General features: G+C 73.7%; 14 protein-coding genes. 7 read left to right on the plus strand and 7 right to left on the minus strand.

Annotated features, from left to right (window positions below):
- Window positions 1-15 precede the first annotated feature (15 nt).
- On the plus strand, window positions 16-660 hold the full coding sequence (locus ACSHWO_RS30000; protein WP_438316734.1) for an alpha-ketoglutarate-dependent dioxygenase AlkB: 645 nt from the start codon (window positions 16-18) through the stop codon (window positions 658-660).
- 56 nt (window positions 661-716) lie between these two features.
- Here ACSHWO_RS30000 and ACSHWO_RS30005 read toward each other — a convergent pair whose 3' ends face one another.
- From ACSHWO_RS30005 to ACSHWO_RS30015, 3 genes are all read right to left on the minus strand, one after another.
- Window positions 717-1,955, minus strand: a complete 1,239-nt coding sequence (locus ACSHWO_RS30005) for an SUKH-4 family immunity protein (protein WP_438316737.1) — start codon at window positions 1,953-1,955, stop codon at window positions 717-719.
- 78 nt (window positions 1,956-2,033) lie between these two features.
- A complete protein-coding gene (locus ACSHWO_RS30010; RefSeq protein ID WP_361090108.1) occupies window positions 2,034-2,336 on the minus strand; it encodes a YkvA family protein in 303 nt (100 codons plus the stop codon).
- 48 nt (window positions 2,337-2,384) lie between these two features.
- A complete protein-coding gene (locus ACSHWO_RS30015) occupies window positions 2,385-2,846 on the minus strand; it encodes a MarR family winged helix-turn-helix transcriptional regulator (protein WP_361090111.1) in 462 nt (153 codons plus the stop codon).
- A gap of 119 nt (window positions 2,847-2,965) precedes the next feature.
- Here ACSHWO_RS30015 and ACSHWO_RS30020 point away from each other — a divergent pair, with 119 nt between their 5' ends.
- Both ACSHWO_RS30020 and ACSHWO_RS30025 read left to right on the plus strand, forming a co-directional pair.
- Complete coding sequence (locus tag ACSHWO_RS30020) at window positions 2,966-3,523, plus strand: DoxX family protein (RefSeq protein WP_438316741.1); 558 nt, start codon at window positions 2,966-2,968, stop codon at window positions 3,521-3,523.
- 132 nt (window positions 3,524-3,655) lie between these two features.
- A complete protein-coding gene (locus tag ACSHWO_RS30025; protein WP_438316744.1) occupies window positions 3,656-5,467 on the plus strand; it encodes a glycoside hydrolase family 15 protein in 1,812 nt (603 codons plus the stop codon).
- 73 nt (window positions 5,468-5,540) lie between these two features.
- Here the strand turns inward: ACSHWO_RS30025 and ACSHWO_RS30030 are convergent, their stop codons facing one another.
- Window positions 5,541-7,721: a SpoIIE family protein phosphatase gene (locus tag ACSHWO_RS30030; protein WP_438316747.1), complete on the minus strand. Its 2,181-nt coding sequence runs from the start codon at window positions 7,719-7,721 to the stop codon at window positions 5,541-5,543.
- A gap of 384 nt (window positions 7,722-8,105) precedes the next feature.
- On the opposite strand from ACSHWO_RS30030, the gene ACSHWO_RS30035 reads away from it, so the two are divergent.
- Complete coding sequence (locus tag ACSHWO_RS30035) at window positions 8,106-8,831, plus strand: class I SAM-dependent methyltransferase (protein WP_438316750.1); 726 nt, start codon at window positions 8,106-8,108, stop codon at window positions 8,829-8,831.
- Window positions 8,832-8,965: 134 nt separating this feature from the next.
- Here the strand turns inward: ACSHWO_RS30035 and ACSHWO_RS30040 are convergent, their stop codons facing one another.
- On the minus strand, window positions 8,966-9,877 hold the full coding sequence (locus ACSHWO_RS30040) for an alpha/beta hydrolase fold domain-containing protein (RefSeq protein ID WP_361090127.1): 912 nt from the start codon (window positions 9,875-9,877) through the stop codon (window positions 8,966-8,968).
- A gap of 226 nt (window positions 9,878-10,103) precedes the next feature.
- On the opposite strand from ACSHWO_RS30040, the gene tdh reads away from it, so the two are divergent.
- The 3 genes from tdh to ACSHWO_RS30055 all read left to right on the plus strand — a co-directional run bounded on the left by tdh (window position 10,104) and on the right by ACSHWO_RS30055 (window position 13,579).
- On the plus strand, window positions 10,104-11,132 hold the full coding sequence (gene tdh / locus ACSHWO_RS30045; protein ID WP_361090481.1) for an L-threonine 3-dehydrogenase: 1,029 nt from the start codon (window positions 10,104-10,106) through the stop codon (window positions 11,130-11,132).
- Between the two features lie 311 nt (window positions 11,133-11,443).
- Window positions 11,444-12,652, plus strand: coding sequence for a glycine C-acetyltransferase (locus ACSHWO_RS30050; RefSeq protein WP_385834765.1), 1,209 nt, complete (start codon window positions 11,444-11,446; stop codon window positions 12,650-12,652).
- A 12-nt stretch (window positions 12,653-12,664) separates the two neighbouring features.
- On the plus strand, window positions 12,665-13,579 hold the full coding sequence (locus ACSHWO_RS30055) for a LysR substrate-binding domain-containing protein (protein WP_438316754.1): 915 nt from the start codon (window positions 12,665-12,667) through the stop codon (window positions 13,577-13,579).
- Window positions 13,580-14,286: 707 nt separating this feature from the next.
- Here the strand turns inward: ACSHWO_RS30055 and ACSHWO_RS30060 are convergent.
- Window positions 14,287-14,856 (minus strand): GNAT family N-acetyltransferase, encoded by a 570-nt coding sequence (locus tag ACSHWO_RS30060; RefSeq protein ID WP_438316757.1) that lies wholly within the window; start codon window positions 14,854-14,856, stop codon window positions 14,287-14,289.
- A gap of 838 nt (window positions 14,857-15,694) precedes the next feature.
- The gene (locus ACSHWO_RS30065) at window positions 15,695-16,480 is read right to left on the minus strand and encodes a DeoR/GlpR family DNA-binding transcription regulator (protein WP_438319310.1); all 786 of its coding nucleotides are present in this window, start codon (window positions 16,478-16,480) and stop codon (window positions 15,695-15,697) included.
- Window positions 16,481-16,498 lie beyond the last annotated feature (18 nt).

A 16,498-nucleotide genomic window follows, 5' to 3' on the forward strand; every position in this document is an offset into this window, starting at 1 on the left:
CGGTACGCTGGACCCATGAGCAGGATCCAGGGCCTCCCCGCACTCCAGGGCTCCCTCTTCGACCAGGGGGACGAGATCCGCCTGGGCTCCCTCGCGGGCCTGAAGCGCACCGCGCTCGGGGCCGGGGCGTGGGTCGACCACCTGCCCGGCTGGCTCTCCGGCGCCGACACCCTGTTCGAGCGGCTCGCCGAGTGCGTGCCCTGGCGGGCCGAGCGCCGGCAGATGTACGAGCGCGAGGTGGACGTGCCGCGCCTGCTCGCCTTCTACGACGAGGGCGAGCCCCTCCCGGACCCGGCGCTCACCGAGGCCCGCGATGTCCTGACCCGGCACTACGCCGCCGAACTCGGCGAACCCTTCACCACCGCCGGACTGTGCCTGTACCGCGACGGGCGGGACAGCGTCGCCTGGCACGGCGACCGCATCGGCCGCTCCGCCACCGAGGACACCATGGTCGCGATCGTCTCCGTCGGCGACCCCCGCGACCTGGCCTTCCGCCCGCGCGGCGGCGGGCCCACGCTCCTGCGGCTGCCGCTCGGGCACGGCGACCTCGTGGTGATGGGCGGTTCCTGCCAGCGGACGATGGAGCACGCCGTGCCCAAGTCCACCCGCGCGGTGGGCCCCCGCATCAGCATCCAGTACCGGCCCCGCGGCGTGCGCTGAGACCGGCCGGGCGGCGCTTCAGCAGCCCCACACGGCTTCAGTAGCCCGACACGGCTTCAGTAGCCCCACACGCTGAGCTCGGTGATACCGGCGAAGAAGTGCTCCCAGGCCTCCCCGCCGGCAGTGCCGGTGTCCAGGGCGCCCGGTTCGAGGGCCGCCACCTCGCGCTCGAAGTCGGTACGGGCGTCCTCCGCCGGGTGCGGGCTCCAGAACGCGCCCGCGAACCGGTACACGGCCTCCAGCAGGCGTACGAACGTCTCGGTGTCCCGGGCCAACGGGAACGGCCCCTCGTCCTCGCGGACCGCCGAGACCGCGCCCGTCCGCGGATCGACGAGCACCGCGGCGAACTCGTACCCGATATCGAAGGTGCCCAGCAGCAGCAGACCGCCGGCATCGGGCTCGGGCTCCCCGGTCCAGGCGAGGCGGAACGTCGCCGACCCGCAGGCCCACCACGTCGGCAGGCCCGCCGTGGCGAGCAACTCCCGGGTGGGCCCGTGGGTGAGGGCCGCGGGCTGCCGGTCCAGTGGGGTGCGCAGGACCTGGTCCGCGCCGAACACGTCCGCCAGGCGGGCCGCGTCCAGTGGCAGCGCGCCGGCCGTCGGGCCCGCGAACCACGGCTCGCCCGTGCCCCGGCGGACGGGCTCGGCTCCGCCACCGGGGAAGTCGGCCGCCGCGGCGGGGTTCCGTTCGAGGACGACGATCCCGCGGTCCTCGTACAGCAGGCAGCGGCCGCCGCCCAGGGGTACCGGTTCCTCCCAGGCGGCGGGCCGGTACAGGCAGCTCTCCTCGTCGTCCGGGTCGGCGAGGAACGGGTCGTCCTCCTCGGCCTCGTCCAGCCGCTCGGTGAACTCCCCGTCGGCCGGTGCCGGGCACCGCTCCCCGGTGGCCGGGTCCAGCCAGTGTTCCGGGGTCCACAGGGACCACACCTTCAGCAGGACCCGGCCGTCGGGCCCGTCCCACACCTCGACGCAGGCGTCCCCGCAGAGGTTCGGTGCGGCCCGGTAGGCGCCGAGCGGGCGCCACCAGGCCCACACCGTCCGCCAGGGCATGCCCGGCTCGGCCGCGGCGACCTGCTCGGCGTAGGCCTCGTGGCCCAGCGCCTTCGCCGCGAAGTGGAGCCACGAGGCGAACTCGGCCCGCGACACCGCCGCGTCGCCGAGTATCGCGGAGGCCTGGGCGAACACCTCGCGGCCCACGCCTCCGCCGGTGGCGGGCAGGTCCGTCAGGCGGCCGGGACCGGCCTCCAGGAGCGCGGCGGGGGAGGCGAACAGCACGTCAAGATCGTCATGAGGCATGCGCCCATCGTGCCAGCCCCCTCGGACAGTCCCCGGTCCGCGGCTCCGGTCCGCGGCTCCGGTCCGCGGGCTCCCCCCTCAGGCCTCCTTCGTCCCCGCCTGCCCGCCGCCGCTCCGCACCGCGGACGCCGCGGCCTGGAGGGAGCGCAGGGCGAGGAGGAGGATGCCGATGTCGTCCAGGTACACCGGGTCCGGGACCAGGTCCACTGGTGAGACGGTGTAGACGACGGCGAGCCAGAACAGGGCCTTGTCCCGCAGTGGAATGCCTGCGTCGAGCAGCAGGCGCCGCGTCCTGAAGACCCGCACGAGCAGCACGGCGGCCGCGGCGGCCAGCCCGAGGGCCAGCACCGCGGCGAGCGTCAGCCAGACCGAACCGTCCATGACCCCTCTATACCCCGTCCCCGCGGCCCTGTCCCGTCGGGGGCGGACTCAGCCCTGCGCCCGCAGTCGGCTGCCGACCTCGCCCAGGCCCGCGGCGATCGCGTCGAGCTGCTCGGGGGTGAGGACGTCGATGAGGGCCTCGCGGACCGCGGCCACGTGCCCGGGGGCGGCCTCCTCCAGGCGGGCGACCCCCGCATCCGTGAGGACGGCGAAGACCCCGCGCACGTCCGAGGGGCAGCTGCGGCGCCGGACCAGTCCGGCCTTCTCCATCTGGGTGACCTGGTAGGTCAGCCCGCTCTTCGAATTGATCAGGCCATTGGCGAGTTCCGTCATCCGCAGCTCCCGGTCCGGCGCCGCGGCGAGCCGCACGAGGATCTCGTACTGCGGGTGCGAGAGCCCGGAGTCGTCCTTGAGCTGCTGGTCGAGATGTCGGTTCACCAGGGCCGACGCGGCCAGAAAGGCCCTCCAGGCGCGCATTTCGCGATCGTCCAGCCATCTCGTTTCAGCCATGGGTCCAGCCTACACGGGTTGTTCCAATTTGAATCAATGGTCTACTGTCGGCCACGTTCCACGTTCGAATTTGAACTACCCCCTCTCCGTCGAGGGCCGCCCGACCGGAAGGACCCCCCATGACCAGCCCCTCCGCCACCGCGACGAAGCCGCAGGCCGCATCCCCGGCCGCCGCCCCGCTCGCCCTCTCCACCCCCGCGCACGACGCCGGCCTCCTGCTGCTGCGCCTCGTCCTCGGCCTCACCATGGCCGCGCACGGCAGCCAGAAGCTCTTCGGCTGGTTCGGCGGCGGCGGCATCAGCGGCACCGGGAAGTTCTTCACCGCCAGCGGTTACCCGGCCGGCGACGCCATGGCCGTCGTCGCCGGTCTGACCGAGACCCTCGGCGGGCTCGGCCTCGCCGTCGGCCTGCTCACCCCGCTCGCCGGCGCCGCCGTCGTCGGCACCATGATCAACGCGATCGTGGTGCACGGCACCGGCTCGTTCTTCGCCCCCGAGGGCATCGAGTACGAACTCCTCCTGACCGCAGGCGCCGCAGCCCTCGCCCTCACCGGCCCCGGCCGGTACGCCGTCGACCGCGCGCTGCCCGTGCTGCGCGGCCACCGCCTGGCCCACGGCGCCCTCGCCGTTGCCCTCGGCATCGTCCTCGCGGTCGTGACGCTCCTCATCCGCAGCTAGCGCACCCTGCCGCGCCGAACGGGCCGTCGGGACGACCACCCGGCGGCCCGCCCCGCGGCCCCGCAGCGGCAGACGGGAGGCTCTCCGCCACCGCGCTGATTGGGCCGGCGCGTCCCCGGGAAAAGCGCACAAATGACGCAACGCATCGAGGACTACGCCCTCATCGGCGACCTGATGACCTGCGGACTCGTCGGCCGCGACGGGTCCGTCGACTGGCTGTGCCTGCCGCGCTTCGACTCGGCCGCCTGCTTCGCCGCCCTCCTCGGCGACCGGGAGAACGGCCACTGGCGCATCGCCCCGGCCGACGCCGCCGAGGACGCCCAGTGCACCCGGCGCTCCTACGTCGACGGCACCCTCGTCCTGGAGAGCCACTGGGACACCGGCGACGGCGGGTCCGTCAAGGTCACCGACTTCATGCCGCAGCGCGACGCCGCCCCCGACCTGATGCGCATCGTCGAGGGCGTCTCCGGCGACGTCACCATGCACAGCACCCTGCGCCTGCGCTTCGACTACGGGCACGTCGTCCCGTGGGTCCGCCGCTGGGGCGGCAGCGAACGCGTCGCCGTCGCCGGACCCGACTCCGCGTGGTTCCGCAGCGAGCCGCCCGTGCGCACCTGGGGCCAGGCCAAGAGCACCCGCTCCGAGTTCACCGTCGCCCCCGGCGAACGCGTCGCCTTCGTCCTCACCTGGCACCCCTCGCACCACCCCCGCCCCGAGGTCGTCGACCCGTACGAGGCCCTGGAGCAGACCCTCGCCGGCTGGCGGGAGTGGGCCGGACAGTGCCGCTACGCGGGCCCCTACCAGGAGGCGGTGACCCGCTCCCTGATCACCCTCAAGGCCCTCACCTACGCCCCCACCGGCGGCATCGCCGCGGCCGCCACCACCTCCCTCCCCGAGGAGATCGGCGGCGTCCGCAACTGGGACTACCGCTACTGCTGGCTGCGCGACTCCACCCTCACCCTCGGCTCCCTCGTCGCCACCGGTTTCCTCGACGAGGCCCGCTCCTGGCGCGAGTGGCTGCTGCGCGCGATCGCCGGCGACCCCGCCGACCTGCAGATCATGTACGGGATCGGCGGAGAGCGGCGGATCCCCGAGGCCGAGCTGCCCTGGCTGGGCGGCTACGCCGGCTCCGCGCCCGTCCGGGTCGGCAACGCGGCCGTCGACCAGCTCCAACTCGACGTGTACGGGGAGGTCCTCGACAGCCTGTACCTGGCCCGTTCGGCCGGACTGCCCGCCGAGCGGCACGTCTGGCGGATCCAGCTCGCCCTCCTCGACTTCCTGGAGCAGAACTGGCGGCGGCCCGACGAGGGCCTGTGGGAGGTGCGCGGCCCGCGCCGCCACTTCGTCCACTCCAAGGTGATGGCGTGGGTCGCCGCCGACCGGGCCGTGCGCACCCTGGAGGGCGACCCCTCGCAACACGGCGACCTGGAGCGCTTCCGGGCCATGCGGGACGCCGTCCACGCCGACGTCTGCGAGAAGGGCTACGACCCGGAGCGCAACACCTTCACCCAGTACTACGGCTCCCGCGAACTGGACGCGGCCACCCTGCTCATCCCCCGCGTCGGCTTCCTGCCGCCCGACGACCCGCGGGTGGTCGGCACGGTCGACGCCGTCCGCTCCGAACTCGGCAGCAGCGGCCTGGTCCGCCGCTACAGCACGGTAGGTCCGCCCGTGGACGGGCTGCCCGGCGGTGAGGGGACCTTCCTCGCCTGCTCGTTCTGGCTCGCCGACGCCCTGCACATGACCGGCCGCGAGAAGGAGGCCCGAGAGCTTTTCGAGCGGCTGCTGGCCGTCCGCAACGACGTCGGACTGCTCGCCGAGGAGTACGACCCCGCCGCCGGCCGCCAACTCGGCAACTTCCCCCAGGCCTTCAGCCACATCGGCCTGGTGAACACCGCCCTCACCCTCGGCTTCGACGGCGGACACCCCGCCGGCCCCCGGTGACGGGCACCTCTCGGGGCCCCGCCGACCCGCGGGGGAGCCGGCATCGGACCGCGCAGCCCCGGTACGGCCGCCGTCACCCGGCGGGCACCGCCCCGTTCCCGGCCGTCCGCGCCGCCAGCAGCAGGGCGATGTCGTCCGGCCGCTCGACGCTGCCCCGCGCCTCGGCCACCAGCCGGTCCGCCGTCTCCGTCAGCGGGGACGGCCGGGCAGCCGCCAACGCCGACCGCAGCCGTTCCACACCGACGTCGAAGTCCGTACCCGGCTTCTCCACCAGCCCGTCCGTGTACAGGGCGAACACCGCCCCCTCCTCCAGCCGCACCTGCGTCACCGGGTACGTCTCGTCCGGGTCGACCCCCAGCACCACCCCGCCCGGCAGGTCCAGCACCTCGGTCCACCCGCCGGCATGGCGCAGCAGCGGCTGCGGATGCCCCGCCCGCACCGCCAGCGCCCGGCCCGTATCCGGGTCGAGGGCCACGTAGCAGCAGCTCGCGAACTGCCCGGGGTCCAGGTCGATCAGCAGCCGGTTGGTCCCGGCCATCACGTCCTGCGGGGCGTTCCCGCTGAGAGCGAAGGCCCGTACCGCGCTGCGCAGCTGGCCCATGGTGGCCGCGGCCGCCACCCCGTGCCCCTGTACGTCCCCGATGACCAGGGCCAGCAGGCCCGTACCCGTCTCGATCACGTCGTACCAGTCGCCGCCCACGTCCATGCCGACCGTGCCCGGAAGGTAGCGGCCCACCGTCACCACGTTCTCCCGCACCGGCAGCCGGTGCGGGAGCAGAGCCGACTGCAGCCCCCGGGCCAGCGCCGCCTCGGAGTCGTAGCGCTGGGCCCGCTCCAGGGCCTGGGCGATGAGGCCCGCCAGCGCCGTCAGCACCGTACGCTCCTGCGGGCTGAACCCGCGCGGGGCGTCGAAGCCGAGGATGCACGAGCCCACCGGCCGGCCCGAGGCGATCAGCGGCAGGAAGGCCCGCGCCCCGACGTGCGCGTCGAGCGGTATCCCCGGATAGGCGGCGGCCAGGTGCTCCATCGACTCGAAGAACATCGGCCGGCCCGTGGTCAGGGTCTCCACGCCGGGCAGCCGGACATCGAGCCCCACGCCGTCGAACCGGTCGAGGAAACCCTGCGGGAAGCCCGTCTCCCACGCCAGGTACAGGTGCCGCTCGCTCAGCAGGTAGATCGCCAGCTGCCGGCCGCCGAAGGCCGGCAGCAGTTCCTGCGTCACGACCGCCGACACCTGCCGGGCCGTCACCGCCTCCGTCAGCGCGATCGCCAGCGCCACCGGCCGGTACAGCGCGGGGGCCCGGTCGGCGGCGGGAACCGGCCCCGTACCCGGCCGTACGGCGGATCCGGGCGCGGACGCGGGCTGCTCGGCCGTGCCGATCACCACCGTCACCCCGTCGTCCGCCGGGTACAGGTCCACCGACACCCACTCCTCGGACGCCTGCCGGCCCCGCCGGGCCACGAAGCGCACCGGGCTCCCGGACATGAACACCGCACGGAAGTTGTCCTCGTACGCGGGCAGCCCCAGCCACGGCAGCGCCTCCCACAGCACCCGCCCGCGCAGCTCCGGCCCGCCCGCGCCGAGCCGGGCGGCGGCCGCGTTGACGTGGCGGATCCTGCCTCCGCGGTCCACCGACAGCACCGCCTGCGTGAGCCGCTCCAGGGCCTCCCGGGCCCCGTGGGCCCGCCCCGGCGCCGGCACCAGCACCGGATCGCCGTTCCAGGACACGGGCTCCCCGGCGGCTTCCAGCTCAGCGAGCTCCGCGGCCAGTCCGTCCGCGACCGCCTGCAGCCGCTTCCCCTCGCCGGTCCCCACGCCGGTGTCCGGCGTCGCGGGCCGCAGCACGAACAGCACGCCGAACCGCTCCGTACCCGCGCCCACCGGCTCGTACAGCGACCCGAACGGGAACGGCAACCCGGCCATCAGCTGCGGGAAGCGCCGCATGGCCGATTCCGCGTTCGGCAGGTGGACGGACCTGCCGCTGCGGTAGGCCTCGGCGACCGGGAACGGCCGGTTCACGTGCATCCGCCACCACGGCCGGTACAGCGAACCCGGCAGCCCCGTCAGCGCGGCCAGCAACAGCAGCCCCGAGGTTCCCGAGCGCAGGTAGACCCCGCCCGCGAACCCGCCGACGGCCTGCACCGCCTCGCCCGCCGCTCGGACCAGCACCCGGGTCGTGGCGTCGCGGGCGGGGCCGTTGTCCGTCCTCGCCGTCACACAGTCAGCATGCCCCCGGCACGCGCGCAGGTGCATCCCGGCGGCGGGGGGCGTGGAGGGCCGGCGGCGAAGCCCCGACCGGCATCCCGGCGGGCCCCGGGGAGCCCGGGGGCACCGCGGGGGAGTGCCGGGGAGTGCCGGGGGCGCCGCAGGGGGCAAGGGGGCAGGGGGCCGTGCGGAGCACCTCGCCGACGAGCCCGTGCTCGGCGTCGCCCGCGCCGGGCACCCGCTGCTCCGCGGACCGGTCACCGCCCGCCGGTTCGCCGCCGCCGAGCACCTGAGCGTCCCGCGCAGCCCGGACGCCGTACGCACTGACCCGAACGCCGACCCGTCCGGGGGAGCGGAGGGCGTTCGCGCGGCCGCCCGGCGCGCGCCGGGGCACGATACGCACGCGTCCCATCCCGCCCCGGAAGGCAGACCATGCGGTTCCAGTACGACACCATCGGCGAGCGCTTCGTGGAGTCCAAGACCACGGCGGCGTTCTCGGCGGCCGACACCCACACCCTGCTCGGCGCGCTCGACGCGCTCGGTGGGGTCCGCGGGCTCGACACCCTCGACCTGGCCTGCGGATTCGGGCACAACACCCGGCTACTGGCCCGCGGCGGAGCCCGCCGCACCGTCGGCGTCGACATCTCCGAGGAGATGATCCGCCTGGCCCGCACGCACGACACCGCCGCCATCGAGTACGTCGTCGCCGACGCCGCGGAACTGCCGCAGATGGGCCCCTTCGACCTGGCCACGGCCGTGCACCTCTTCAACCACGCATCCGACCGGCAGGCCCTGCACGCGATGTTCCGCTCCATCCGCGCCAACCTGCGCGAAGGCGGCCGTCTGCTGGCCATCGTCCTCAACGCGGGCGCGTACCCGCACGTCGACTGGTCGCCGTACGGCGTCAGGATCGTCGGGCGCCTGCCGGAAGGCGACGCACCGCTGCTGAAGGCACAACTCCTCACCGAGCCGGCCGTCGACTTCGAGTACCGGGAATGGGCCCACTCCGACTTCGCCGAAGCGGCCGTCGAGGCCGGGTTCCACACCGTGGCCTGGCAGCCCAACCGCACCCCGCCCGCGGACGTCGCCCGCGACGAGGCCTACTGGACCGGATACCGGGCCTGGCCCATCAGCTCCCTCATGACCTGCACGGCATGACCGCCACGCGTGGCCACGGCCGCCCGCAGGCCCGTCACGCCCGCGCGCCCGTCAAGACCCGTCGAGGCCCGTCACACCACGGGAGGCGCCACCGGGAGGCACCACGGGGCCGCCGCACACCGGGCGCCGACAGGTCACTCCTCCGTCGACGCCGCCCTGATCAGCTCCACGATCCGGTCCCGGGCGGCGCGCCCCTCCGGCACCGGGAGCAGCGGGTACACGTGCGGAAGGCCGGGCTCCTCGTGGAACTCCACCTCCGCGCCCGCCGCGCGCGCCCTGCGCAGCAGTTCACGGCTGTCCGGGCTCAGGACGTCCCGGGTGCCCGTGAACACCGTCATCGGCGCGAGCCCGGCGAAGGAGCCGTGCAGCGGGCTCACCCGCGGGTCGTCCGCCGCCAGGGTGCCCGCGTACAGCCGGCCGGCCTCCAGCAGGCCGGGCCGGGCCAGCACCGGGTCGTCGGCCTCCAGGGCCGCCTGGTCCGGGTGGCTCATGGTCAGGTCCAGCCAGGGAGAGATCAGCACGATCCGGGACGGCTGGGCCCCCGTACGGTCGCGCAGCCGCTGCGCGGCAGCCAGCGCCAGCCCGGCCCCGGCGGAATCCCCGATGAGCACCGTGCCGCCGTCCCCGCCGCCCTCGATCAGGCCGCTGAGCAGGTCCGCGGCCACCGGAACCGTGCGGTCCGCGGTACCCCGCGGAGCGAGTATGTACGCCGGCACGACGACCCGGGCCTGCGCCTGCGTCACCAGCGTCCGGATCATCGCCCAGTGCGGCCGTACCAGCTCGTGGATGTAGCCGCCGCCGTGCACGTACAGCACCTGGGCGGCCGGCTCCGCCCCGCGCGGCGACACGTCGTACACCGGCCACGCCCCGACGAAGGTGCGCGCCACCTCCGCGACCCGACCCAGCGACCGCGGCGGCAGGTGCGACGCCGGCCGGCGGGCCGACTCGGCCACCCGTGCGTGCACCGCCTCCGCGCTCGCGAACCGTCTTCGCCGCCCCGCCGCGATCAGCGCGACCGACAGCGCCCTGCTGCGCAGACTCGGCACGCTCGGCACCTCCCCGTTCCCTTCCCCGACCGATGGCCCATGCCCAGGCCACAGCCCTGTACGGAAGGAGCATAGGCGGGAAGCCGGGCTCGTGAAGCTGGGCTGTCGACCCGCTTAAGAAATCCTCGATGGACCGATCACCGCCCGGTCGGCAGATTGGTCCCATCAACTCGCCGCACCAGTCACAGTGGTTGCGGTGCCCCCTGCACATGCCTGGAGCCACACCATGAAGGCGCTCGTCAAGCACAAAGCCGAACCCGGTCTGTGGCTGATGGACGTACCGGAGCCGGAGTACGGGGCCGGCGACGTGCTGATCAAGGTGCTGCGCACCGGCATCTGCGGCACCGACCTGCACATCCGCTCCTGGGACGGCTGGGCGCAGGGCGCCGTCAAGACCCCGCTCGTCCTCGGCCACGAGTTCGTGGGCGAGGTCGCCGCGGTCGGCGCCGACGTCCACGACATCGAGATCGGCGCGCTCGTCAGCGGCGAGGGCCACCTCGTCTGCGGCAAGTGCCGCAACTGCCTGGCCGGCCGCCGCCACCTGTGCCGCAGCACCGTCGGCCTCGGCGTCGGGCGCGACGGCGCCTTCGCCGAGTACGTGGTCCTGCCCGCGCAGAACGTGTGGGTGCACCGCACCACCGTCGACCTGGACGTCGCCGCGATCTTCGACCCGTTCGGCAACGCCGTCCACACGGCCCTGTCCTTCCCGATGGTCGGCGAGGACGTGCTGATCACGGGCGCGGGCCCGATCGGCATCATGGCGGCGGCCGTCGCCCGGCACGCCGGCGCCCGCAGCGTCGTCATCACCGACGTCAGCCCGGAGCGCCTCGAGATCGCCCGCAAGGCGGGCGCCACTCTCGCGCTGGACGTCTCGAAGGCGACGATCGCCGACGCGCAGGCGCAGCTGGGGCTGCGCGAGGGCTTCGACGTCGGCCTGGAGATGTCGGGCCGCCCCGAGGCGATGCGCGACATGATCGACAACATGACGCACGGCGGCAAGATCGCCATGCTCGGTCTGCCCGCGCAGGAGTTCCCGGTCGACTGGGCGAAGATCGTCACCTCGATGATCACGATCAAGGGCATCTACGGCCGCGAGATGTTCGAGACCTGGTACGCCATGACGGTGCTGCTGGAGGGCGGCCTCGACCTCAGCCCGGTCATCACCGGCCGCTACTCGCACCGCGACTTCGAAGCCGCGTTCGACGAGGCGGCCACGGCCCGCAGCGGCAAGATCATCCTGGACTGGACGGCCTGACGGGCCTGACGGGCCGTGTGGACCTGACGGTCCTGACTGCCTCATGCTCTGACCGGCCGCATGCCCTTACGGGCCTCGTGCCCTGACGGGCCTGGCCCGACGGCCTGACCGGCCGGACGGGTGTCCGGGTGGGCTCGGATCCGGGCGCGCCCGACTCCGTGGCCCGGGGCGAGCCGGATCCCGTAGACCGTCGTCCTTCCTTCGTAGACCATCTTCCTCCGGCCGGGCCCCGCCCACCCTCCCCCCTCCGCGGGGCCCGGCCCCTGTCTTCGTCTCCCTCCGCCGCACGAGGAGAAAGAGAGCACCGCAGCATGTTCGAGACCGTCCGCGACGACCTTCGCGCCACCCTCGACGAGATCCGCTCCGCCGGCCTGCACAAGCCCGAGCGCGTCATCGGCACCCCGCAGAGCGCGGCCGTCGCCGTGACCGCCGGCGGCACCCCCGGCGAGGTACTCAACTTCTGCGCCAACAACTACCTCGGCCTCGCCGACCACCCCGAGGTCATCGCCGCCGCCAAGGACGCCCTCGACCGCTGGGGCTACGGCATGGCCTCCGTCCGCTTCATCTGCGGCACGCAGGAGGTCCACAAGGAGCTGGAGGCGCGCCTGTCCGCGTTCCTCGGCCAGGAGGACACGATCCTCTACTCCTCCTGCTTCGACGCCAACGGCGGCGTCTTCGAGACCCTCCTCGGCGCCGAGGACGCGGTCATCTCCGACGCCCTCAACCACGCCTCGATCATCGACGGCATCCGCCTCTCCAAGGCCCGCCGCTTCCGCTACGCCAACCGCGACATGGCCGAGCTCGAAGCGCGCCTGAAGGAGGCCACGGAGGGCGGCGCCCGCCGCAAGCTGATCGTCACCGACGGCGTCTTCTCCATGGACGGCTACGTCGCCCCCCTCACCGAGATCTGCGACCTCGCCGACCGCTACGACGCCATGGTCATGGTCGACGACTCGCACGCGGTGGGCTTCGTCGGCCCCGGCGGCCGCGGCACCCCCGAGCTGCACGGCGTCATGGACCGCGTCGACATCATCACCGGCACCCTCGGCAAGGCCCTCGGCGGCGCGTCCGGCGGCTACGTCGCGGCCCGCACCGAGATCGTCGAGCTGCTGCGCCAGCGCTCCCGCCCGTACCTGTTCTCGAACTCCCTCGCCCCGGTCATCGCGGCCGCCTCCCTCAAGGTCCTCGACCTGCTGGAGTCGGCGGGCGACCTGCGCGAGCGCCTCGCCGCCAACACCGCCCTCTTCCGCACGAAGATGACCGAGGCCGGATTCGAGATCCTGCCCGGCGACCACGCCATCGCCCCCGTGATGATCGGCGACGCGGCGGAGGCGGGCCGCATGGCCGAGCTGCTCCTCGAACGCGGCGTGTACGTGATCGGCTTCTCGTACCCGGTCGTGCCCATGGGCCAGGCCCGGATCCGCGTCCAGCTGTCGGCCGCCCACTCCACGGCCGACGTGGAGCGCGCCATCGCAGCATTCGTCGACGCCCGGGCGGCACTCGCCGCTGACCAGGGCTGACATCATGGAGGGGTGATCGACCCCCGCCGGCTGCGCATCCTGCGAGCCGTGGCGGACCACCGTACGGTGACCGCCGCGGCCGCAGCCCTGTACCTCACCCCCTCCGCCGTCTCCCAGCAGCTCGCGGCGCTGGAACAGGAAACCGGGCACGCCCTCCTGACCCGCAGCGGGCGGGGCGTCCGGCTGACCGCGGCCGGCGAGATCCTGCTCGGGCACGCCCACGAGGTCGTGGCGCAGCTGGAACGCGCCGAGGCCGAGCTCGCCGCCTACGCGGGAGGGACCGCCGGCGACGTCACCGTGGCCGCCTTCGCCACGGGCATCGCCGAGGTGCTCGCCCCCGCCATCGCCGGCCTCGCCCGCTCGCACCCCGGCATCCGGCTGCGCGTGCGGGACGCGGAGGGCGACGAGAGCCTGCCGATGCTGCTCGACGGCGAAGCCGACCTCGCGCTGGCCGTCGAGTACCGGGGCGCCCCGGGCGCCGACGACGGCCGCCTGTCCGTCCTGCCGCTGTACGCCGAACCCTTCGACGCGGTGCTCCCGTCGGGTCACCCCCTGGCCGACCTGCCCGAGGTGGCGCTGGCGGACCTGTCGGGCTCGGACTGGGTGGGACAGTATCCGGGGAACCCGTGCCACGACGTGACCCTGCTGGCGTGCGAGCTGGCCGGGTTCCAGCCCCGGTTCCGGCACTCGTCCGACGACTTCCGCGCCGTGACGGCGCTGGTGGGCGCAGGGGTGGGGGTGGCCCTGGTCCCGCGTTCGGCGCTGCGGGGCATGGACCTCAAGGAGGTCCAGGTCCGCCCGGTCGCCGGCCCCGCGGCAACCCGCCGCGTCTTCGCCGCCACCCGCCGCGGAGCGGAAACCCACCCCCTGATCGCCCCGGTCCTGGCAGCCCTGTCACAGGAGGCGGAGCGGCTGCCGCCGCACTAGCGCTGTGACCGGAGGAGAGCCGGGGAAACGCACACGCCCCCCCGCCCGGCGCCCGCCGGACGGCTGGGCGGGCGCTGTGGTGAACGGGATGCCTGCCCAGGCCGGCGCTGAGCTGCTGGCCGGTGACTGCGAAACGCCGGGATGCCCGCACCCGGTGTCGGAGCAGCATCCGGGGGTTTCCCGGCCGCCCATCGTCCTTCCGGTGCGGGCCGGCCCGTCAAGGGCGCTCCTCCTTCGTCGTCGCGTCGCTGCGCGATGGCCTCCGGCCACCCTTGACAAGCCGACCCACCCCGGAATGCCAAAGAGCTGCCGGGAAGCCCCCGAAGGACGGCCAGGGGGCACGACGTCCAGAAACGGCCCCCGCCAGAGCAGCCGCCCCCGTGCGCTGCCCTGCGGCGTCCCAGGCGCTCGGGACGGTCAGGTCCCGACCCCCGCCAGACAGGCGGGTGCCAAAAGACCCTCCCGAGGGCCGTGCCCGAGCCCCGCGGGTGCGACCCGAACGCCCCAGATCGCTACGCGCTCCTCATTTCTCGGCGTCTGACCGCCGTCTGGGGCTGGTGGGCGCAACAGATCGCCACCTGGTCCCCCTTTCCGCGGCGTTGGGCGACCGTTCGGAGTGCGGTTCTCCAGGTTCGGCGGACGAGACAGACTGCCGCCTACTGCACGGCGGTCGACGGCCGGAACGGGGCGTGTGGTCGTCGGTACGGTCACCACGGCGAGTGGCTGGGTGCGGCCTTCCACTCATCCGCAGTGATCCGCCAGACGACGTCAATGCCCACTTCGCCCGGGGTAACCGGCCCTTCGGGTAGCCGCACACGCCCGATTTCGGTGAATCCCAAGCGGCGGGCAATGGCTCCGCTGGCGGAGTTGGCGGCGTCGTGATGGATTTCGATGTGGCTGATGCCTGTCAGTCGGAAGCCCTGGGCGACGAGAGCGGCAGTCGCCATGGTGGCGAGCCCCCGTCCGGTCCACTGAGGATGAAGCCAGTAGCCGATGTCCAGACCGTTCGTATGGCGGCGCATCAGGCTACAGGCGCCGATGACCACGTCGTCCGACGTGATCGCATAACCGAAGGTTCGCCTGCTCTCCCACTCCTCTATGTTCCGGGTGAGAAAGCCGATCACGTGCGCCCGGTCCGCGCTGGCTGCCCACGGCATCCACTGCGCCAAGTGGTCACGAGACTCACACATCGCGCCTTCCAGGGCGTCCACATCGCTCATCCGCCACCGGCGCAGCCCGAAGGCGGTCAAACCGAGGTCCTCAGCAGGCTCGTCCATGCACCGGATGCTCGCCCAGCCAGTTCAGCCTGACAACGCATTATCCGAGCGCGCCTAGTCCCAACACCCCGTGAGTCTTCCGTCGAACTGGACGACGTAATGACCTGACATGTCTCATCACCTGAGACGGTCTCCAGCCGCCGAGAAAAGGGGAGCACGTACCGGTCCGTCGCGCCCACCAACTTTCCGGGCGCCCACCAACCCCGGACGGCGGTCAGACGCCGAGACGCGAGGAGCGCGTAGCGATCTGCCGCGCCTACCAGCCCCAGACGGCGGTCAGACGCCGAGACGCGAGAAGCGCGTAGCGATCCGGGGCGTTTGTCGGGTCTGGATGGGCTTGTCGTCGACATCTCCGGAAGGTTGGGCGCTCATCCGCTCCCGCGGGGCTCGGGTACGGGCTTTGGGGGCGTCTTTTTTGGTACTCGCGTGCCCGGCGGGGGTCGGGACCTGACGGTCCCGAGCGCCTGGGACGCCGCAGGGCAGCGCACCGGGGCGGCTGCTCTGGCGGGGGCCGTTTCTGGACGTCGTGCCCCCTGGCCGTCCTTCGGGGGCTTCCCGGCAGCTCTTTGGCATTCCGGTGCGGGTCGGTTTGTCAAGGGTGGCCGGAGGCCATCGCGCAGCGACGCGACGACGAAGGAGGAGCGCCCTTGACGGGCCGGCCCGCACCGGAAGGACGATGGGCGGCCGGGAAACCCCCGGACACTCCTCCGACCCTGTTCGGGCGTCATCCCGTCTTCCCCACCCCCGACCGGCAGTTCGAAGCCTCCGACCCGCCAGTCCTCCGCCCCCGCCCCCTCACCGCCCCCACCGCCCCACCGCCCCACCGCCCCCACCCCCCTCACACCCGCCGGACCTCCACCCCCGCCGCCTCGAAGGACCTCGCCACCGGGTCCGGGAGGCCCGTGTCCGTGACCAGGGTGTGGACCGATTCCGCGGGGCAGATGCGGGCGAAGGCGCGGGCTCCGAGTTTGCTGGAGTCAGCCGCGATGACCACGCGGCGGGCTCGTTCGCACAGGAGGCGGTTCATCGCCGCCTCGTCCTCGTGCCGGGTCGCCGCGCCGTCGGCCGGGTCGAAGGCGTCGACGCCGACGATCGCGGTGTCCACGGTGAGCTGGCCCAGCACCTGCTGGGCCAGCGGGCCGGTCAGCTCGTACGACTGGGCGCGGGCGACCCCGCCCGTCAGGACGATCTTGAACTGCGGTCTGATGACGAGCTCCCCCGCGATGTTCAGGGCGTTGGTCACCACCGTCAGTGCCGGCGTCGACGTGACCGACGCCAGGTCCTGCCGGCCCGCCAGGGCCCGGGCCACCTCCGTGGTGGTGGTGCCGCCGGTCAGGCCGATGACCTCGCCCGGCGTGACCAGGGCGGCCACCGCCTCGCTGATGCGGTGTTTCTCGGCGGCCCGGCGGGAGGTGCGGTACCGCAGCGGGAGTTCGTACGAGACCCCGTGCACCACCGCCCCTCCGCGGGTCCGGACCAGCAGCTGCTGTTCGGCCAACTGGTCGAGGTCGCGGCGGATCGTCGCCGCGGAGACGCCGAGGGTCTGCGCCGCCGGCTCCACCTCCAGTTCGCCCCGCTCCACCAGCAGGTCCAGCAGTCTCTGCCAGCGCTCCTTGCGGGTCATGGCCCCCATGGCGTACGC

Origin of the sequence: Streptomyces pallidus (ex Mingjun et al. 2026), assembly GCF_051550185.1 — a bacterium.
In the GTDB taxonomy this organism is placed as follows: Bacteria; Actinomycetota; Actinomycetes; order Streptomycetales; family Streptomycetaceae; genus Streptomyces.